Origin of the sequence: Wocania ichthyoenteri Th78 (genome assembly GCF_000789235.1) — a bacterium.
Classification (GTDB): domain Bacteria; phylum Bacteroidota; class Bacteroidia; order Flavobacteriales; family Flavobacteriaceae; genus Wocania_A; species Wocania_A ichthyoenteri.
In genome coordinates, this window is record NZ_KN525716.1 from 3,614,818 (window position 1) to 3,635,499 (window position 20,682).

The following is a 20,682-nucleotide window of genomic DNA, read 5'->3' on the forward strand; positions in this document are numbered from 1 at the left end:
GCCTCTATGGATTTCTTGACTTGCGCTAATGTTTGGCCAAGCTCAATGCCAAGAAAGTTTACCGTGTTCTCTGCTTGGGCTTCGCTTATAGGTGTAAAATTCGTTCGTGATGATTGGCCTCTTCTTTGAGCGTTTATAGATTGACTGAGTATAGCTGTGACGACACAGAGCGTTGTAAAAATTCCTTTCATAGATGTTGGATTAGTTAAAATGGTTTAAAATCTTCATATGTTATCAGCTCAAATATAGAGAAAGAATAACGTCATAAATAGCGTGCTGCATATAGCAATTACTTTAATTTTTAGAGAGGTTTAAATTCATGCTCTTGCTCTTTTATTTATTAGCGTATTTTCCTTCTGAATAACTCGCTACAATACTGCTATTAGGTGTTTTACAATTATTAGGGTAATCAAAAAAGTATATACAATCTGGCAAACCATTTACAAAAGTTACTTTTACTGATCCTTTTGCATTACCTCCAAAACCTTTGTAAATATAATTTGCTTTTATAGTTCTTGGTCTTCCTTTATTATCTTTTGAAAGTACAGATAAGCCAGAAATACTCCCAGAATTATAACGATTAAAAGCCCAGGTTTTTGCTTGATTTGCAACTAGGTCATTGACTAACTTATTAAAATTTTGCGACCCTAACGGCCCTCCTGATATTTTCATGATGGCATATTTACTACTACCCTTCATGCGTATTCCAGACTTATCAAGGGCAAATAGTTTAAGGTTTTCTTCAAACCGTCTTACACCTTGGCTATTGCATTGGTTTAATGTGAAAAATTTAGACATATCGTTATTCAGCCCTTTTCTTCTATGCATTAAGTCCACAGAATTTCCCATAGCATTTTGGTCTGTTATCATTCCAAAAAAAATAGACAGCCCGTTTGCTTTATGTATTTTTTCAATTTCTATTTTGGCATTGTATAAATCTGGTCTTGCAAAAAGACCAGTGCCATCCCATCTGTACTTTATGCAATCTCTTCTAATTTCTTGCCCATAGCCATTATACCCTACTTCTTCTTTGGCACAAACCAGCTCCATAATTTCAACTTTATTAGTAGGTAAATAATTTGAACATTTAGCACCATAGGTTCTTAAATATTGCTCAAAAATCATTAGAAAATTTGGGTCATCTCTTTTCATTTTAATGTTTTCAAAATGCCCTCTAAAAATGTAGTCATAGAATTCAGCATAGTATAATCCATCTATATTCAGCTCAATGTTTTGAGGAGTCTCTACTGGTTTTGAATCTACTCTTGAAAAAGATGATATTATTAAAAATAAAAAAAGGAGAATGGTAAACTTAAATTTCATGTTTTCTAGGTTTATATGGGTTTTTGGCTCGCTTTGGCTTGTTTTTTATATCTATGTTTCAAAATCTGAAAACCAATAATAAAGGGCAGAACAATCCAAAGAGAATACCCCATTAAATAATCAAAAAAAGAAATACTATATTTTGGCAAAGGATTAGGTAAATGACCTTGTTCTTGAAATTCTTTAATTTGTTTTTCATCTAATGGATAATAAGAACCATAGCCTTTTTTGATTCCTAAGACATAGCCATCATCTTTAAAATAAACTCCAAAGAATAGAAATAATGCAGAAGTCTTATAGGCTAAATACAAGTCTTCACCTTTAGAGCCTTTTAAGTATACGTCTTGTATTTTTTTTATTGTTTCTTGTTTGCCAAACAAACCTCTTTTCACAAGAAAAGTAGTATTTGGAATTGTTATAAAAAATGTAATAAATAAGAGTAATGTTTTCATGTCATGTAATAAGGGTTATTTTTAGTTCATTCAAGTCATTTTTAAAAAAAACAACCAGTATAAATTTAATTATTTAAGCCTATCTCTTTTTCATAGAATTGGTATTCGGAAAGGATGAATTGGTAAGTGGTAAAACTGTCCAATATTATTTCTATTCATTTAATAAAAAAGTGATTTTCAAAAGTATTACATTTATGACGTGATAAAAATTAAGATAATATTCATTACCTTCTTCTTGTTTCAAACTACTTTGGCACAAGAAAAAGACTCTATATCCACTCTGTTAGATTTTCATATAAAGCGTGATACGATAAGAAGTAAACACCTAATAAACGCATCAAATCATTTTACTTATAGTAATCCCGAAAGGGCTTTAAGGTATATAAATGAAGGGCTTTTAATTGCTAATGACAAGAACTGGGAGCAAGGGATGGCCTTAGCCCTAAATCAAAAAGGGATTATCTATTATACGATGGCAGATAACCTAAAAGCTTTAGATTTCTTTTTAAAAACATTGCGAATATCTGAGAAAATAGGTAATCAAAATTTGGTACTTAACTCATATAACAATCTTGCCAATATTTATGCCGATATGAAAGATTTTGACAAGGCATTAAATGACTATACCAATTGTTTAAATATCTCAATCCAACGAAAAGATACGATTAATCAAATTCGAGCGTATAACAATATAGGGAATGTTTATAGTGAAACAAATAAGGTAGATAAATCTCTTGGCTATTTTGATAAAGCATTGGCTCTAGCTAAAGAATTAGATAATACTTTTTTTGTCGCGGCAATTATCAATAATAAAGGGTTGGCTTATAAAAGAAAAAGAGATTATCAGAATTCCCTAATGTATTATTCTGAAGCCCTAAAGCTTTCAGATAAAATTGATAATAAATACATTAAGGCATCTGCACTAAATAGTTTAGGAAAAGTATCGGTACTACAAAATAAATATATTCAAGCACAAAATTATGCAAAAAAAGCATTAGATGTTTCTAAAAAAATAGATGCAGTTGAATGGCAAGCAGACTCTTGGCTTGTCCTAAATCAAGTCTATGAAAACGATAAAGACTATGCGAAATCTTTATCTGCTTATAAAAAACACATCCAATTAAGAGATAGTGTCACCTCTGAGGAGAAAAAAGCTGAACTTACTAAAAAAGATATGCAGTACGAGCTTGATAAACAGGATACTATTTCCAAGACAGAAATAAATCGCCAATCATACATCAAGAATACTGCCATTGGCATTGGAAGTTTTGTACTAGTATTTTTTATAATTGGATATTTCTTATACAAACGAAAACGTGATGCAGAGCAGCAAAGAAAGGCTGCTGAGTTTAAAACGAAAATGGCAGAAACCGAATTAATAGCTTTGCGTTCTCAAATGAATCCTCATTTTATTTTTAATTCCTTAAACTCCATAAGTAACTATTTGGGTAATCACGATGTTAAAAAAGCCGATGAATATTTAGGAAAGTTTTCAAAATTAACACGTGCAATTCTGGAAAATTCTGAAAATAAATGGATTTTACTAAAAGATGATTTAGAACTTTTAAAACTATATATCGAGATAGAATCGCTCCGCTTAAAAAACAAACTTAACTTCAAAATCAATATTGAAAAAACAATTGATGTTGAGAATACATTGATTCCTCCTCTTATTTTACAGCCATTCATAGAAAATAGTATTTGGCACGGTATTTCCAAAAAAGAAACAGACGGAACAGTATTGATTGAAATAAACAACGTAAATGGGAAGCTTGTTTGTGCTATTGAAGATGACGGCGTAGGAAGAAATGGTTCTAAACAAAATTTAAGCAACCAAAATTCAATGGGGTTAAAAATCACCAATCAAAGATTAGATATAATCAATAAAACGACTGATACTAAAGGAACTATTAACTACATAGATAAGAAAGATGGTTTGAGAGTGGAGCTTTCATTGCCACTTGAACTTAAATTTTAAATTGAATGTTAAAAACAATATTAGTTGATGATGAAAAACACTGTATAGAGAAGTTACAGTCATTATTAATAGATTATTCTAGTGTTATACAGGTTGTCGCAGTTTGCTCTACCGTAGAGATTGCTAAAAACCGTATCGAAACACTTAATCCGGACTTAGTTTTTTTAGATGTTCAGTTACATGAAAAAACAGCATTCGATTTACTGAAATCGATTAAAAATATTGAATTTCATATCATATTTACTACAGCTTATGATAAGTATGCCATAGAAGCTATAAAGTTTAGTGCATTTGATTATTTATTAAAGCCAATTGACAATAAAGAACTTGGTGAAACTCTAAAAAGATTAAACAATTCTATTGAAACAAGTTCTTTTTTAAAAACAAACGCCTTACTTCACAACACTTCTAAAGAAAAGAACGAAAAGATAATTATAGTGACAGAAAGAGAAACTTATTTTTTAAATGTTGCAGATATTATTCGTTGCGAAGCAGATGGGACATACACAAAAATATTTTTGTTGAAGGGTAAAAGCATCTTAACGTCTAAAACGCTAAAGTATTATGATGAGTTATTAAATACTAATAGTTTTTTTAGGATACATCAATCTCACCTTATAAATACTGCATATATCAAAAAGTATATTAAAGGAGCAAATGCATCTGTAATTATGATAGATAAATGCGAAATACCTATAGCCAAAAGAAGAAAAGAAGATTTTTTGAAACTGATTAATATGATTTAGATTTTTTAGTTTTATTTCTATTTAATCCATCATCAACAGCTTCTTCTTCTCCCGAGGTGAGAAAATCAAGTGCTATCCCATTCAGCACATTTTCTTCCATTTCGTAAAAACATCATTTCAGAAAAAGAGCTTCATTACTAAAGCCTTGGACATAATCTACACTTTTGGTTCTTCATTCCGTTAACCCTTTCTGCTGCTCTGGAAAGGTAAATTTGTCCTAAGTGGACTTGCAACAAAAAAGTGAAATACCCGATAAAAAAAAGCCCTACTAATTGTAGTAGAGCTTCCTAGCGGAGAAAGAGGGATTCGAACCCCCGGAGGTGTGACCCTCAACAGTTTTCAAGACTGCCGCATTCGACCACTCTGCCATTTCTCCTAGAGTGCCTCATCAGGTATTCCCTGAATGCGGGTGCAAATATAGAACCCTTTTTATTTCTTTCAAATAAAATATCTACTTTTTTAAAAATAAATTTTATCTCGCTTTGTATAAGTTTAATTTATCTAGCTTCATAGTAAAAAGAAAATTTCAAACCTTATTTTTGCACCTAAAGTAAAGTATTGTAAAAAAGAATGGACACTATAAAACAATTACAATGGCGCTACGCCACTAAAAAGTTTGATACAAATAAAAAATTATCCAAAGAAAAATTAAACATTATAAAGCAAGCTTTTAATTTAACAGCAACATCCTTTGGTTTACAAACCATAAGTTTGGTAATAGTTGAAAATAAAGACTTACGTGCGACTTTAGTGCCTCATTCATACAACCAAAAACAAGTTTTAGATGCTTCACATTTATTAGTAATTTGCATTCAAGGTAACATTGAAAATACCGATGTAAACAATTATTATAAAAATATAAAAACGATACGCAATACCCCAGATAGTATATTAGAACCATACAGAAAAGACCTCGAACACAAGATGCACAACATGTCCATAAAACAGCGCCAACAATGGTCTACAAACCAGGCCTACATTGCCTTAGGTAATTTAATGACAATTTGCGCCATAGAAAATATAGATTCTTGTCCAATGGAAGGCTTTGTTTCAAAAAAATACGACAGTATACTAAAATTAAAAGACAACGGATTAAAATCAGTGTTGCTATTACCAGTAGGTTACCGAGCGAAAGACGATATGTTTTCAACCTTTAAAAAAGTAAGAAAATCCATTAAAGAAACTATAATAGAAATATAATAAACATTTGGGCGTTACCACAAGGGTCGGGCTTTCAGCAGTCGCTTTTTTGTGTTGCATAGGTGCAACAACACAAAAAGAGCTTCAACAAAGCCTCAATCCCTTACGCAAAAGCAACGTCTCAATGCAACAACATAAAAAAATACATTATGCCAGGATTTGAATTATTTGGAGATTTAGAACGAAACGAAGTTAACGATGTTTTAAAAAGCGGTGTGCTTATGCGCTATGGATTTGATGGTATGCGAAACGGCCATTGGAAAGCAAAGGAGTTAGAAAAAGAATTACAAAACACGTTTCAATCCAAACATGTACAATTAGTATCTAGCGGTACCGCAGCAGTATCTGTGGCATTAGCATCTGCAGGAGTTGGGGCAGGAGATGAAGTAATTATGCCAACCTTTACTTTTGTGGCAAGTTTCGAGGCCATTATGATGTTGGGTGCAATTCCAATATTAGTAGATATTGATGACACTTTAGGCTTAAACCCAGAAGCTGTTGAACAAGCCATCACCGCAAAAACAAAAGCCATTATGGTGGTTCAAATGTGCGGAAGTATGGCAAATATGGATGCGTTGCAATCCATTTCAAACAAACACAATATACTATTAGTTGAAGATGCTTGCCAAGCCATTGGCGGTACTTATAACGGAAAACCATTAGGCAGCATAGGCGATTTAGGTTGTTTTTCATTCGATTTTGTTAAAACCATAACCTGTGGTGAAGGTGGTGCCGTTATAACAAACAAGAAAGAGTATTACTTAAATGCCGACCATTACAGCGATCACGGTCACGATCATATTGGTAATGATAGAGGCGCAGAAACCCATCCGTTTTTAGGCTATAATTTTCGTATTTCAGAATTGCACGCAGCTGTTGGTTTAGCCCAAGTAAAACGATTACCAGAATTTTTAGAAATTCAAAAAAGAAACTACACCATTTTACGCGATGCTTTATCGCAAATTCCAGAAGTAACTTTTAGAACCGTTCCAGAAGGTGGAGAAGAAAGTTATGCTTTTTTAAATTTCTTTTTACCAGATTTAGAAATTGCCAACAACGTTTCAAAAGCATTTAATGAAAATGGAGTAGATGCCTGTTGGAATTATTATAATAACAATTGGCATTATATTAGAAAATGGAATCATCTTAAAGATTTAAAATCACTCTATTCAATTTCTGAGGAAGTAAAACAAGGTTTAGAATATCTTCAAACAAAAACATTCGAAGAATCAGATCATTATGTTTCTAGAAATATATCGTGTTTAATTAAACTGTCTTGGACGGAAGATGAGGTCAGAAATAGAGCTTCAAAAATGGTTGAAATAATAAAAAGTATTATATAATTTTAATACTTTACATATTCAACAATCTCTAAACCATAGCCAATTAAACCCACACGTTTAGTTTGCTCGGTATTAGAAACTAGACTCAATTTATGAATATTTAAGTCATGAAGAATTTGGGCACCAATACCAAAATCTCGAGTATCCATATTAATTTTTGGAGCTTTGGATATTTTATTAGGTCTCTGATTTTCCTTCAAAAAAGACAAACGTTTCAGAATATTCATAGATTGAGATTCTTGATTTATAAATAGAATAGCACCTTTACCATTACTATTTATAAGCTTAAACATATTGTCTAATTGCTTGTCTACATTATTTGTAAGTGTACCAAGAATATCATTATTAATCAGTGTAGAATTAATCCTAGTAAGTACAGGTTCGTTATCTTTCCATTGTCCTTTTGTTAAAGCAATATGGACTTGATTATTAGTGGTTTGTTGGTATGCTCTTAAACGAAAACTTCCAAAACGAGTTTCTATTTCAAAATCTTCTTTTTTATCTATTAAAGAGTCGTGTTGCATTCTGTAAGCAACTAAATCTTCAATAGAAACAATCTTTAGATTTTGCTTTTTGGCCACTTCCATAAGCTGTGGTAAACGCGCCATGGTGCCATCTTCATTCATTATTTCAACAATAACGCCAGCAGGCTTTAAACCAGCCAAACGCGCAAAATCTATGGCTGCTTCAGTATGCCCTGTGCGTCGTAAAACACCACCTTCTTTGGCTACTAACGGAAATATATGTCCTGGTCTCCCTAATTCAAATGGTTTCGTATTTGGATCTATTAAAGCCTTTACCGTTTTAGCTCTATCACTAGCCGAAATACCAGTAGTAACTCCATTACCTCTTAAATCTACCGATACTGTAAATGCCGTTTCCATAGGGTCGGTGTTATTGCGAACCATCATATTGAGTTCAAGCTCTTTGCACCTATTTTCTGTAAGTGGCGTACATATAAGTCCTCTTCCGTGGGTTGCCATAAAATTTATCATTTGTGGCGTAACCTTATCGGCGGCGGCTACAAAATCGCCTTCGTTTTCACGGTTTTCATCATCAACAACAATAATAACTTTTCCATTTCTTATATCGTCTATCGCTTCGTGGATGGTATTTAGTTTAAATTCCGAAGTTTTATTTGTTGTCATAGGTTCTAAAATCATAGTACAAAGATATTGCTTATTTTAAACTATCTAAACAATTTTGTTTTAAGTCCTCATTAATTTTTACATTTAAAAAAGGATAAACTATTATGTATAAGGGCATACCAATTATTAAAAACATAATGTTTGGCATCTTTTCTTTTTTATTAATATGGCTGTAAAAATGGTTTAAATTAAAAAGGGATTTTATATAGTAAATAATGTATAAAAATAAAGCAACGGTACTAAGTTGAATTGATGCTGACTGTAACGAAGGCATCTTATTGTTTTTAAATACAAAGAATAATACTAGTAAAATAACGCCTATACTATACAACACAATAGCGAATTTTGAATGTATTTTGTAGTTAGCTGAAATGGTTTTAGAGTCATCAAATGTTTTACTAATTGATACATTATTGCTTCTTAATTCATCTATTTTAGTACCTCTTGAATTTAGAATTTTTATAGCTTCATATCTTACGTTTTCATGATGCCCAAGCGTTTCATAATTATTAATTGCATCAATAAGTTTCTCATCTGTATATGTTGAAAGAAATTTATAATTAACACTGTTTTTAGCTTTAATATTGAATATTTTTTTCAGTGGTTCTATAATATTCCCAACTTCAAATAAGCCTTTATCTTCTGTAGCTCTTTTAGTTAAAAATACACCCAATGGAAACATAACAAGTGTAGAAAACCAACTGGCAAGTATAGGGTTAAAATCACCACTTTTTGCACTATTTATGGCAAAAATACCAATAAAATGATAGGCTAAAAATAGCACGATGGCTATTACCATTGGCAAACCAATACCACCTTTACGTATTAAAGCACCAAGTGGTGCACCAACGAAAAATAGAATAACACATGCAAAACCAAGGGCTAGTTTTTCGTGAAAAGAAACAATGTGTTTATTATAATTACTTTTAGCTAATTTTTGTTCAACTTCTTTAGATTCAATAATTTGTTTCGTGCTTTTAATGTTCCTTAACGCTAAATCGAGAAGTTGTGATTTGTTTTTAGTTTCAAATAAATCTAATATTTCTCCACTATAAATAGAACTACTTGTAGGTTTTGACTTAGATTTTGGTATATCTACATTTTTTAATCTAGTAATATTGGTGCGTTGATATAAATTTTTAGAAAGTGTCTTGTGTGCTGCATTTCGTTTTTGAGTAAGCGAATCAATAGTGTAGTTTAACTCGCTTAAATTAAGCATGTTGTATTTATCTGAATACGATTTATCATCAATATCAACATTGTCATTTATTTGCGATAAGTCAATATTAATGGTATATTTTTCAAATGTACTTTTGGCAAAAGGGCTCTTATTTCTTTCTTTTAAATTTTTACGATAAATGTCATTGTAATAATTTCCATCAGATAAAATAAGTTTTAAAACATTTGATGTTTCTTTACCAACAAGCTCTCCAGAAACAGATTTTATAGTGGTTGCGTTTGATCTTTTATCAGTACCCTTAATATGAATAACAACATCATTAAGAAATTGCCCTTTATCTCCACTTTTACTTGCAAATTTTATGTTGTAATCTCCAACATCGTTAAACTGTCCTTCGGCTAAAAGCATCGCAGGCTTAAGTTTCGCAATGTTTTTTCGTAAGTTAAGCGAGTTGTATTCTGCCCACGGAATTACGTTATTAGAAAACATAAATGTAGTAAAGCCTAAAAGAACTATGAATACGCTAAGTCCAGACATGGCACGTTGCAGAGAAATTCCTGTTGATTTCATAGCTGCAAACTCATAATTCTCAGCAAAACTACCAAACACCATAATAGAGGATAATAATATGGTGAGTGGTATAACTAATGGAATTAGCTTTGGCATAAAATACGCCAGAAACTTAAAAACCACAACCATATCTAAATCTTTGCCAGCAAGCTCTTTTATATAAAGCCAAATGGTTTGCAAAACAAAAATCAGCAAAAGAATTACAAATACGCTGAGAAAAGTTTTAAGATATGTAGTTAGTATGTAACGGTCAAGAATTTTCACAAAAGTTACCTAATCTAGTTTATTGATGTAATAATCTTTGTATTTATTAGCATCAAAGGTAAATAAGGTTTTTGATAAAGGTTCGTTTGTTTTAAAAGAATTAACAGTAAGCGTTGTTTTTGTTCCGTTTTTACCAATTTGAATTAGGTTGTAAATGTGTTTTGTTTGTTTATCAATGCCTAAAAGAATGTGCTTAATTTCAGAGTTTGAATCAATTGGTGTTAATTTAACGTATTGTACTTTTCTGCCTTTTATATTTTGTTCTATATCCATGGAGTATGTATAACCATCTTCATAAAACGATAGCATTTTACTTGGAGTTATATTATCTTCTTCACCAGTATTATCAGATGAAATGGTAACTTCTTCATCTCCTGGACTAATACTATACATGGTTTTGCCATCAAAAAGACGCGTAATTCCAAGAATGTTTAATCTGTATTTCTCACCTTGCATTACCACATCGCCACGGGTTTCTTGTTTTATGTTTTCAGAAGTATTTTCAAGCACATATTTAAAGTCTAGTGAAATATTCTCATAGCTTTTTACTTTTGCAGAAACGTCTTGTAATAATGATTTTCCTTTGTTTTGAGAAAAGGCGCTAACTGAAAGTGTAATTAATAATATGCTAATAATTTTTTTCATCTTTTTAACTTTGCCAATTGCCCATTATGGGCTTTAATTATAATTCATTTTCTAAATGCTGATCAAGAGCAATTAAATCTGTCACCAAAACCTGTCTGGCTTTGCTGCCTTCAAAAGGACCAACAATACCTGCAGCTTCTAATTGATCAATTATTCTGCCCGCTCTATTGTATCCCAATTTTAATTTTCGTTGTAGTAAAGATGCAGAACCTTGTTGCGCTGTAACAATAACAATAGCAGCATCTTTAAACAGTTTATCTCGGTCAGATATATCTATATCAAGACTTGTGCCACTTTCCTCACCAATATATTCTGGTAATTGGTAGGCTTCTGGATATGCTTTTTGTGAACCAATATATTCGGTTATTTTTTCTACTTCTGGCGTATCAACAAAAGCACATTGTACACGAATTACATCGTTACCTTGTGTAAATAACATATCGCCACGACCAATAAGTTGGTCTGCTCCAGAGCCATCTAAAATGGTTCGCGAATCTATTTTACTGGTTACTCTAAAAGCAATACGAGCTGGGAAATTGGCTTTAATAATACCCGTAATCACATTAACTGACGGACGCTGCGTTGCAATAATTAAGTGTATGCCAATGGCACGCGCTAATTGTGCTAAACGTGCAATAGGTGTCTCCACCTCTTTACCAGCAGTCATTATTAAATCTGCAAACTCATCGACTACTAAAACTATGTATGGTAAAAATTGATGCCCATCATTCGGGTTTAATTTTCGTGCTTTAAACTTAGCATTGTATTCGGCTATATTTCTACATAATGCATTTTTAAGCAATTCGTAGCGATTATCCATTTCAATACATAATGAGTTCAATGTATTGATTACCTTAGTGTTATCTGTGATAATCGCGTCTTCACTATCTGGTAATTTTGCTAAATAATGACGTTCAATTTTATTAAAAAGTGTAAGCTCTACTTTTTTAGGATCGACTAAAATAAACTTAACTTCAGCAGGATGTTTCTTATATAAAAGTGATGTTAAAACCGCATTTAAACCAACCGATTTTCCTTGTCCAGTGGCACCAGCCATAAGTAAGTGCGGCATTTTTGCAAGATCGACAACAAAGGTTTCGTTGCTAATGGTTTTACCCAAAGCAATTGGTAATTGCATTTCGGAGGTTTGAAACTTTTTTGAAGCAATTACCGAACGCATAGAAACTATGGTTGAATTCTTATTGGGTACTTCAATACCAATAGTTCCTTTTCCTGGAATGGGCGCAATAATACGAATACCAAGTGCGGAAAGCGATAAAGCAATATCGTCTTCTAAATTCTTGATTTTTGAAATACGCACTCCAGCTTCTGGTACAATTTCGTAAAGTGTTACTGTTGGTCCTATAGTCGCTTTTATACTGGCAATGCCAATTTTGTAATTGCTTAAAGTTTCAACAATTTTATTTTTGTTTTCCTCAAGTTCTTCTTGATTGATAGTAATGCCTTCGGTACCGTATTTTTTTAGAAGATCGAGTGGCGGAAATTGATAGTTACTTAACTCTAAAGTAGGGTCGAATTGTCCAAAATCTTCAACTAGTTTATTGGCTAAATTATCGGTTTCGGATTGTTCTTCGGCTACAGTTTCAACCTTCATTTCTAAATCTGATTCTTCTTCTTCCTCGGTTACTTTTACTTCCAAAGGTGTTGCGGTTTCAGGTTTAGTTTCTTTTTTTACAGTAGGGTTTTTGTTTTCTAAAGGAATATCAAAAGCCGTTTTAATAGCTTTAGCTTCTTCAGATAAATTATTATCTAAAGGAATAGAAAACTCCTCATTCGCTTGAGAAAATTCATCTTTTATGTCTTTTTTAGCAGATGTGAAAAGTTTTGCAATACTTTGAAATGTGACTTTGAAACGAATGGCTAAATAGGAGATTAAACCAAATAAAAGTAGGAGTGAAGTCCCGATTTTCCCAATGTAATCTTGCAGAAACGTATTTATCTCAAAACCTATAGTTCCTCCGAGAATGTCATTTTTATCGCCAAAAAATCCAAAAAGAACAGACAGCCAAATAATAATTAAAATACCCCAAAACCAATGTTGGCGTAATTTTGCTTTGGCAATATCCATTAAAACATATACACCTGAAAGAAATACTAATCCAGAAAATATAAAAGATGCTACACCAAAGCCACGTTGGATAAATAAGTCGCTTAACCAAGCACCACTTTTGCTTAACCAATTTTGAGTTTCAGCTTCGCGCGATGTGAAATTTGATAAACTACTTTGGTCTGCTTCTCCAGTAAAGAAAAACGAAATAAAAGCAATGCATAACAATAAACCCAAAATAACTAAGAAACTACCTAATACCAGTTTTTGCTGACTAGATAGCTTTAAATTAGGCTTTTTAATTTTTCGTTTTGGTGCTTTGTTAGTCTTTGTTTTTTTCTTCGCCATATTTACTTTCCGCGAAAGCGTAAATCTTTTAATTTTAAAATTGAGTTGTAAAAACAACTCGACAAAAATACAAATTACTAACGTTTATCCTAAGGGTAATCGTATATTAAAAATCTTAGGAAGGTAAATTATAAAGCCAATTATAATAGCAAAAATACTAGCAATAAAAACTGCACCAGCAGCAATATCTTTTATTAACCCTATTTTTTTATGATATTCTGGATGCATAAAATCTGCTATTGCTTCAATAGCTGTATTAATGCCTTCTATACTCATAACCATACCAATGGCTAAACATTGCACAATCCATTCGCTAGTTGAAATATTTAATATGAATCCTAAAATAGTTACAATAATGGCTATAAAAAACTGTATTTTTATACTAGCCTCTGTTTTTAAAAGTAATATTGCACCTTTAAAAGCATAACCCACACTTTTTAAGCGATTAACTAAAAAAGAGTCTTTTTTACTCATCCAATAACGCCTCTAATGCCGCTTTATAGTTTGGTTCGTCAACTGTTTCACTTACTTGTTCGGTGTACTTAACGTTATGATTTTCATCTAATACCACAACGCAACGCGAATGTAAAGCTTCTAAGGGTCCATCAATAAAGTTCAAACCATATGCCTTTCCAAAACTTCCATCTTTGTAATCCGATAAACTAATCACATTCTCTAAACCTTCTGCACCACAAAAGCGTGCATGGGCAAATGGTAAATCGTGTGATATGCAAAGTACTTTTGTGTTTTCTAATTCGCTTGCTTCTCTATTAAATTCTCTAACAGATTGTGCGCAGGTTCCAGTATCCACACTCGGAAAAATGTTTAATACTAATTTATGACCTGTATAATTGCTTAAGCTTTTTGTAGATAAATCTGCAGCTGTTAGTAAAAAATCTGGAGCTTTTGTTCCTGATTTTGGTAAATTTCCAGATGTATTTATTGCGTTTCCTTTTAACGTAACTGTTGCCATTTTGTTTATTTATTAAATTAGAATTTAAAAATATGAATATTTAATCTTTTAACACTTATCATTATTAAAATTATTTCAACAAAAAACGCTTTATCTTTTTAATAGACAAAGCGTTTTTAATGTATTATTAATCTATGATTAAGTATCAATAGAACCTAAAACACGTTTCATAAAACTATTTAAAGCTTCCTTTTTAGGTGTGCCATCTTTTATCATTTTATTGACTTCAATAGCGCCATACATATTTGATATTAGCTCGCCAATAACATCTAATTCTTCATCTTTTATAGAAGGAACTTCTGTTAGAGCCTCTAAGGTTTCAATAGTTTCTATTACAAAATCTTCATCGTTGTCTTCAATGAATTGTATAAGGTGTTTAATTACTGGTAACTTCATTTACTAATTCTTTTAAAATTTCAAATTTGTTAGTTTGAACTTGATTTACGAAAGTTCCATTTTTAAATGTAGCAAATGTTGGTAAATTATCGACTGTTGCTAATTTTCTAGATTCTGGAAATTTTTCAGCATCTGCAATAACAAATAAAATAGATTCATTTTCTGAAGCTAGCTTTTTAAATTTGGGTTTCATTATTCGACAGTTACCACACCAAGTTGCAGAGTATTGCACAACTACAGTATTGTTACTAGAAATGATGTCGCCTAAATTATCTTGTTCTAATTCTTGAATCATAACTTTACTTTATCATTAATGAGAAGCTAAATATTTAGCAGTTCCTTTAGCATTTGGTGCCATAGCATCCTTACCTTCTTCCCAGTTAGCTGGACAAACTTCGCCTTTTTCTTGAACGTGTGTTAACGCATCAATTAAACGAATGTATTCACCAACATTTCTTCCTAATGGCATATTGTTAATACTTTCGTGTTGTACAACGCCATCTTCGTCAATTACATAAGTTGCACGATAGGTTACATTGTCGCCTTCAACTTGTACCGTTCCTGATTCTTCGTCGTAAGTTTCATTTGTTATATCTAAAATACCTAAAATACTTGAAAGATTTCTATTGCTATCAGCTAAAATAGGATAAGTAACACCTTCAATTCCACCATTATCTTTTGCTGTACTTAACCAAGCAAAATGAACTTCTGGCGTATCACAAGATGCTCCAATAACAATGGTGTTACGCTTTTTAAATTCTGGTAATGCCGCTTGAAAGGCATGTAATTCGGTTGGACATACAAATGTAAAATCTTTTGGATACCAAAATAATACTACTTTTTTCTTGTTGTTAATGGCTTCTTCAAGAACATTTACTTTAAATGTGTCGCCCATTTCGTTCATGGCGTCTACGTTTAAATCTGGAAATTTTTTACCTACAAATGACATGTGAATTTTATATTTTAATTGTTAATAATTTCTTTAATACAAAGATAACACACCACTTAAATTTTTCGATAGAAATAAAATTTTAATTTTTTATCCACTAATAGATTTAAACTATCATTAATAATAAAACCAATAATTATTTGCTATTTAAATATAGCTGCCTAATTTTAATATTTAAAGCTGCAAAAAGAAGTGTTGTAAAAGGACTTAGCCAATTGAAAATGGCATAAACAAAATACTCAGCAACACCAACACCTAATACACCAGATTGGTACGCACCACAGGTGTTCCAAGGAATAAGAACCGAAGTTACAGTTCCAGAATCTTCAAGAGTTCTGCTTAAATTTTCTGGAGCTAAGCCTTTGTCTTCATAAGCTTTTTTAAACATTTTTCCAGGAATCACAATGGCTAAATATTGATCAGAAGCAATAGCATTTAATCCTAAGCAGCTAATCACAGTAGTAGCAAATAACCCAAAAACAGTATTGGCTACCGATAATAATGCTTTAGTAATTCGAGCTAATGCGCCAATAGCATCCATAATGCCACCAAATACCATAGCACAGGCTATTAAAAATATGGTCCAAAGCATACCATTCATTCCGCCAGAAGAGAATAGTTCATTCAGCTTTTCATTTTCAGTTGTTATTTGTGTATCAGTTAAAATTGATATGATAATCGCATTTAACTTAGAATCATTTAGGCTGCTTAGTATTTCTGATTGAAATATAAATGCAAATATTCCTGCTAATATTACACCGGTTGTAAGTGCAATTAATGGTTTCGTTTTTAAAAGAATTAATACGATTACAGCCGCAGGAACTAAAAATAACCACGGAGAAATATTGAAAGTTGTATCTATTGTGTCTAATAAATTACTAATATCTGCACTTCCAGATGTTTCAATATTCATACTTATAATACTAAAAGCAACAAGTGTGATTATAATTGTGGGTACTGTTGTAATTGTCATATACTTTATATGAGTAAATAAATCTGTTCCAGCCATCGCAGGAGCAAGGTTTGTAGTATCACTTAAAGGCGACATTTTATCACCAAAATAGGCGCCAGAAATTACAGCACCAGCAATCATGCCTGGGTTTATACCTAATGCAGTTCCAATGCCAACTAATGCAATGCCAACAGTTGCAGATGTTGTCCACGAACTACCAGTTGCAATAGATATTATTGCTGCAATAATAACCGATGCAGGTAAAAATATGTCAGGACTTAACACTTGTAATCCATAATATACCATAGCTGGAATTACACCACTAACTAACCATGTTCCTGCTAATGCACCCACTAAAAAAAGTATCATTATTGGTACAAAAACACTTTTTAAGTTTTCCCAGATTTCGATTTGCATTCTGCTAAAAGATACTTTGTTAAAGGCTCCAACAATGGCGGAAACAAAACCACCAATTAGTAAAATAATTTGATTAGTATAAGCTCCAAACCATTCTTGGTCTTCAACAAAAAAAATGTTATAGGCTAGCATGCCCATTAATACTATAACTGGAATTAAAGCTTCTTTGAAGTTTAATTCTTTGTTTTCAATAATATTTTGCTTGTCTGCCTTAAACTCAGAAATATTGTCGCCGTCTTGCATATAATTATTTTTTAGTCTCGTAATGTTACGATTTTCAAAGGATGTATGCAAATAGAAATAGTTCTGTACTTTTGCACTTGATTATTTAAAACTGAATAGATTCATTAACTCAAATTGTTTTAGGAACTATTGGAGGAACTTTTTAGGTGAAATGAATTCAAAAACTTCAGTATTTAGCTTATTGCTTTACAAAAAGAATAACAGATTAAATATGAAACCTTTTGAACCTAAAGTTGATGATTTTAGTAGTGTTTTGACCTCACTTTGGGAACGATTAAAAGGAATGTAGGCTATTGAGTTATATCAATTATTATAGGTTTTAAGCCACTAAAAAAGAATTCAACGGCAATCACCATAACTATTAAACCCATTAATCTCATCATAACGTTTATTCCAGTTTCACCCAAAACTTTAATTATTCTCGAAGAGCTGTAAAGTATTAAATAAGTAAGTATAATAACTATAAGAACAGCGAAAATTAGAACACCTTTTTTTTCAATAGTATTTGCATCTTCCATCATTACTATAGCATTCGTTAAAGCTCCTGGGCCACATATCATAGGAATAGCCAAAGGAGTTACAGAAATGTCGTTTACATAGGTTTTGATTTCAGAATCTTTCAATTTAACTTTTCCTAATCTAGCTTGTAGCATATCCATCCCCATTAAGAAAAAAATAACGCCACCAACTATTCGAAAACTATTTACAGATATTCCAAAAAAATTAAATAGCAATTGCCCAGAAAAAGCAAAAATTATTATAGTAATAAAAGAAACAATTGATGCTTTTTTTGCGGTTCTGGTTCTATGGCTTTGATCTAAATCGGCTGTCATCGTCATAAAGATAGGCATGGTTCCAAAAGGATTTATTAATGTAAAAAACGATGTAAATGATAAAATTCCAAAAGCTATGATGTCACTCATTTTGTTGAATTTAAAAGGTTTGTTTTAACAAAAGGAATGCTTTATTTTAAGATTTGTAATTGTATCATACAATCACGCATCATTTTATAAGTGCGCTCAACATCGGCATCTAACCCAATAGAAAAGCGAATTAACCCATCGCTTAAACCCATTTTCTTTTGTTCATCTTCAGGAATTTCAGAAGAGGTAGAGCTTCCCGGAGCAGAAAATAGTGTTTTGTAAAACCCAAGGCTTACGGCTAAGTATCCTAAGTTTTTCTCTTGCATCATTTCCATAAGTTCGTTGGCTTTTTCTAATGTTCCAACATCAATGGTTAGCATGCCTCCAAATCCGTATTTTTCATTCATCATGGATTTGAATAATTCATGAGAAGGATGTGATTTTAAACCTGGATAAACCGTTTTTAAACCATCAGTTTCAAATTTTTCAGCTAAAAAAGAAGCATTAAAACTATGTTGTTGCATGCGAATATGTAAAGTTCTTAAATTTTTCAACACCGAAGCGGCTCTTAAGCTATCCATAGTAGAACCCAAAAGCATTGAGGCACCATTGTTTACATTTCGTAAATCGTTAATAAATTCTTGAGTACCACAAACCACTCCTCCAACCGTATCGCTAGAACCGTTAATAAATTTTGTTAAACTGTGAATTACAATATCTGCACCTAAAACTACAGGAGATATTGATAATGGAGAAAACGTATTATCAACTACTAATTTTAAATTATGTTTTTTAGCCAAGGCTGCTAAACCTTTAATATCGGCAATTTCTAAGAGCGGATTGCTAACCGATTCGCAATACAAAACCTTAGTATTTTTTGTAATGGCTGCTTCAACAATATCTAATTTTGTTATATTAACAAACGATGTTTCAATATTAAAACGTGGCGTAAAATTTTTTAGAAAAGCATAAGTTCCTCCGTAGATAGTTCTGCTTGAAACGATATGGTCACCTGCGCCACAAAGTTGTAATAAAACTGGTGTGATTGCACCCATTCCTGAGGCTGAAACATTTGCGGTTTCTGTACCTTCCATGGCTGCTAAAGCTTCGCCTAAATATAGATTTGAAGGTGATGAATGGCGCGAATATAAATAGCAACCATCTGCATTTCCTTCAAAAGTATCAAACATGGTTTTTGCAGATAAAAATGTATAAGTAGATGAGTCAGATATAGAAGGGTTAACGCCTCCGAATTCACCGAAATATTGTAAATCTTGAATGTTATTTGCGGGTTTAAAAGCCATAGTTATTGAGTTTGGTTATTTAGACAAAACTCAATCTATTTAGATTATAAAACAATATTACATTTGTAATTTAGAAAATAAATCTAATTTAATGATTAAAAATAGATCTAAAATTTACAAACTAATGATTATTTGGTATCTTTATGAAAATTTTTCGATTATGGTTTTTGATGATATAGACAAAAGGCTCTTATTTTACTTGCAAGAAGACAGCAAGCAAACCAATAAAGCGCTTTCAAATAAATTAAACCTATCAGTTACTGCGGTTTACGAACGTATTAAAAAGCTTGAAAAAGGAGGGTGTATTAATAAATATGTTGCGCTTGTTAACAAAGAAAAAATCGATAAATCTTTTGTGGCGTTTTGTCATATAAAATTAGAAAAGCATAGTCAGGATTTTGTGGTTAGTTTTGAAAAAGAAGTCAACCGATTAACTGAGGTATTAGAGTGTTATCATATTAGTGGTGATTACGACTATTTACTAAAAGTATTGGTAAAAGACATGACGGCTTTTAGAGAATTCATGGTAAAAAAACTAACAACAATCAATCATATTGGTAGTACACATAGTATGTTCGTTATTAATGAAGTGAAGCATACTACAGCAATTAATATGTAACAAATTGTATGTTTAGTAACTATAAGTTTTGTTATAAGCTATTAGGCATGAGTAACTTGTTTAGGTTTCCTACTTAATTTATCCATGAGTTTTCATTTTAATATATATAATCCTACTTTAATTAAATCTTTTTACTATTTTAGACCAGCTACTATTAACAATTAAAACAGAACTAACGCATGAAAAGATTAAGCTACATTATTTTAGGATTTCTTTTAGGTGCTTTTGCAACGTATTATTTTTGTCCAAGAGATTTATGCGAAGACATTGTAGATGTTGAAATTATTAAACCAAAAGGTGTTATAGCACCAGGACAAGCTAAAAAGCTAAATGATAATTGGACAGAATACAGAGAAGCTGCTGTAGATTCTGCGGCTAAAAAACAAGGAAGAAATAAAGACGATCGTTCTACTTGGTGGTCTTTAAACGATATTGAAAATTACATAGCTTACTCAAAGCATGTAACTGATAGCTTAAAGTATGACATGACAGGTATTCGTTTATATTTAGGCGTTTATGGAGATAATGCAGGACAAACTAAAAAGAATTTAACGACTATGTTTTTGGTGCCAACTGTTAAGAAAGGTAAGGCAAACGCTAGTATGAATCCGTTTAACTTTAGTTTTCAAAATAATGGAGATTGTCCTGAATGCCCTCCTTTAAATGATGGACAAGGAGGAGGCTCAGGTTATCCTAAATAG

General features: G+C 31.8%; 21 protein-coding genes and 1 tRNA gene. 7 read left to right on the top strand and 15 right to left on the bottom strand.

Annotated elements, in window-relative coordinates; translation table 11 throughout:
* Positions 1-333: 333 nt before the first annotated feature.
* Both RG22_RS15710 and RG22_RS15715 read right to left on the bottom strand, forming a co-directional pair.
* The gene (locus tag RG22_RS15710; RefSeq protein ID WP_034044989.1) at positions 334-1,323 is read right to left on the bottom strand and encodes a hypothetical protein; all 990 of its coding nucleotides are present in this window, start codon (positions 1,321-1,323) and stop codon (positions 334-336) included.
* Between the two features lie 11 nt (positions 1,324-1,334).
* Complete coding sequence (locus RG22_RS15715; protein ID WP_034044991.1) at positions 1,335-1,775, bottom strand: hypothetical protein; 441 nt, start codon at positions 1,773-1,775, stop codon at positions 1,335-1,337.
* Positions 1,776-2,025: 250 nt separating this feature from the next.
* Between RG22_RS15715 and RG22_RS15720 the strand changes: the two genes are divergently transcribed.
* Positions 2,026-3,753, top strand: a complete 1,728-nt coding sequence (locus tag RG22_RS15720) for a tetratricopeptide repeat-containing sensor histidine kinase (protein ID WP_034044993.1) — start codon at positions 2,026-2,028, stop codon at positions 3,751-3,753.
* A gap of 5 nt (positions 3,754-3,758) precedes the next feature.
* Positions 3,759-4,499 (top strand): LytR/AlgR family response regulator transcription factor, encoded by a 741-nt coding sequence (locus tag RG22_RS15725; protein WP_034044995.1) that lies wholly within the window; start codon positions 3,759-3,761, stop codon positions 4,497-4,499.
* Positions 4,500-4,790: 291 nt separating this feature from the next.
* On the opposite strand, the gene RG22_RS15730 is transcribed toward RG22_RS15725, so the two are convergent.
* Positions 4,791-4,875 (bottom strand) — tRNA-Ser (locus RG22_RS15730).
* A gap of 194 nt (positions 4,876-5,069) precedes the next feature.
* On the opposite strand from RG22_RS15730, the gene RG22_RS15735 reads away from it, so the two are divergent.
* Entirely contained in the window at positions 5,070-5,699 is a 630-nt protein-coding gene (locus RG22_RS15735) for an NAD(P)H-dependent oxidoreductase (RefSeq protein WP_034044997.1), read from the top strand.
* Positions 5,700-5,848: 149 nt separating this feature from the next.
* Complete coding sequence (locus RG22_RS15740) at positions 5,849-7,042, top strand: DegT/DnrJ/EryC1/StrS family aminotransferase (protein ID WP_034046209.1); 1,194 nt, start codon at positions 5,849-5,851, stop codon at positions 7,040-7,042.
* Positions 7,043-7,044: 2 nt separating this feature from the next.
* Here the strand turns inward: RG22_RS15740 and ribB are convergent, their stop codons facing one another.
* The 10 genes from ribB to nhaC all read right to left on the bottom strand — a co-directional run bounded on the left by ribB (position 7,045) and on the right by nhaC (position 17,195).
* On the bottom strand, positions 7,045-8,190 hold the full coding sequence (ribB, locus tag RG22_RS15745; protein WP_034046211.1) for a 3,4-dihydroxy-2-butanone-4-phosphate synthase: 1,146 nt from the start codon (positions 8,188-8,190) through the stop codon (positions 7,045-7,047).
* 31 nt (positions 8,191-8,221) lie between these two features.
* Positions 8,222-10,204, bottom strand: coding sequence for an LptF/LptG family permease (locus RG22_RS15750; protein WP_081997754.1), 1,983 nt, complete (start codon positions 10,202-10,204; stop codon positions 8,222-8,224).
* Between the two features lie 9 nt (positions 10,205-10,213).
* Positions 10,214-10,849 (bottom strand): outer membrane lipoprotein periplasmic chaperone LolA1, encoded by a 636-nt coding sequence (gene lolA1 / locus RG22_RS15755; RefSeq protein ID WP_034045001.1) that lies wholly within the window; start codon positions 10,847-10,849, stop codon positions 10,214-10,216.
* A gap of 37 nt (positions 10,850-10,886) precedes the next feature.
* Positions 10,887-13,265 carry a DNA translocase FtsK gene (locus RG22_RS15760; RefSeq protein WP_034045003.1) on the bottom strand — a complete coding sequence of 793 codons (2,379 nt, stop codon included), beginning with the start codon at positions 13,263-13,265 and terminating at the stop codon, positions 10,887-10,889.
* Positions 13,266-13,349: 84 nt separating this feature from the next.
* Positions 13,350-13,739 carry a diacylglycerol kinase family protein gene (locus tag RG22_RS15765; RefSeq protein WP_034045004.1) on the bottom strand — a complete coding sequence of 130 codons (390 nt, stop codon included), beginning with the start codon at positions 13,737-13,739 and terminating at the stop codon, positions 13,350-13,352.
* Positions 13,732-14,238, bottom strand: coding sequence for a thiol peroxidase (gene tpx, locus RG22_RS15770; RefSeq protein WP_034045007.1), 507 nt, complete (start codon positions 14,236-14,238; stop codon positions 13,732-13,734). The genes RG22_RS15765 and tpx overlap by 8 nt, the downstream gene beginning before the upstream one ends.
* A 138-nt stretch (positions 14,239-14,376) precedes the next feature.
* Positions 14,377-14,634 carry a DUF6952 family protein gene (locus RG22_RS15775; protein WP_034045010.1) on the bottom strand — a complete coding sequence of 86 codons (258 nt, stop codon included), beginning with the start codon at positions 14,632-14,634 and terminating at the stop codon, positions 14,377-14,379.
* Positions 14,615-14,929, bottom strand: a complete 315-nt coding sequence (locus RG22_RS15780) for a thioredoxin family protein (RefSeq protein WP_034045013.1) — start codon at positions 14,927-14,929, stop codon at positions 14,615-14,617. The genes RG22_RS15775 and RG22_RS15780 overlap by 20 nt, the downstream gene beginning before the upstream one ends.
* 15 nt (positions 14,930-14,944) lie before the next feature.
* Positions 14,945-15,583 carry a peroxiredoxin gene (locus RG22_RS15785; RefSeq protein ID WP_034045016.1) on the bottom strand — a complete coding sequence of 213 codons (639 nt, stop codon included), beginning with the start codon at positions 15,581-15,583 and terminating at the stop codon, positions 14,945-14,947.
* Positions 15,584-15,719: 136 nt separating this feature from the next.
* Positions 15,720-17,195 (bottom strand): Na+/H+ antiporter NhaC, encoded by a 1,476-nt coding sequence (gene nhaC / locus RG22_RS15790; protein ID WP_034045019.1) that lies wholly within the window; start codon positions 17,193-17,195, stop codon positions 15,720-15,722.
* Positions 17,196-17,346: 151 nt separating this feature from the next.
* Here nhaC and RG22_RS17910 point away from each other — a divergent pair, with 151 nt between their 5' ends.
* A complete protein-coding gene (locus RG22_RS17910; RefSeq protein ID WP_156113405.1) occupies positions 17,347-17,484 on the top strand; it encodes a hypothetical protein in 138 nt (45 codons plus the stop codon).
* A 1-nt stretch (position 17,485) separates the two neighbouring features.
* On the opposite strand, the gene RG22_RS15795 is transcribed toward RG22_RS17910, so the two are convergent.
* Both RG22_RS15795 and RG22_RS15800 read right to left on the bottom strand, forming a co-directional pair.
* Entirely contained in the window at positions 17,486-18,118 is a 633-nt protein-coding gene (locus tag RG22_RS15795) for a MarC family protein (protein WP_034045022.1), read from the bottom strand.
* A 41-nt stretch (positions 18,119-18,159) separates the two neighbouring features.
* On the bottom strand, positions 18,160-19,362 hold the full coding sequence (locus RG22_RS15800; RefSeq protein WP_034045025.1) for an aminotransferase class I/II-fold pyridoxal phosphate-dependent enzyme: 1,203 nt from the start codon (positions 19,360-19,362) through the stop codon (positions 18,160-18,162).
* 160 nt (positions 19,363-19,522) lie between these two features.
* Between RG22_RS15800 and RG22_RS15805 the strand changes: the two genes are divergently transcribed.
* Together RG22_RS15805 and RG22_RS17385 are read left to right on the top strand one after the other, a co-directional pair.
* Positions 19,523-19,981 (top strand): Lrp/AsnC family transcriptional regulator, encoded by a 459-nt coding sequence (locus RG22_RS15805; protein ID WP_034046213.1) that lies wholly within the window; start codon positions 19,523-19,525, stop codon positions 19,979-19,981.
* Between the two features lie 179 nt (positions 19,982-20,160).
* Complete coding sequence (locus tag RG22_RS17385) at positions 20,161-20,682, top strand: hypothetical protein (RefSeq protein WP_052143786.1); 522 nt, start codon at positions 20,161-20,163, stop codon at positions 20,680-20,682.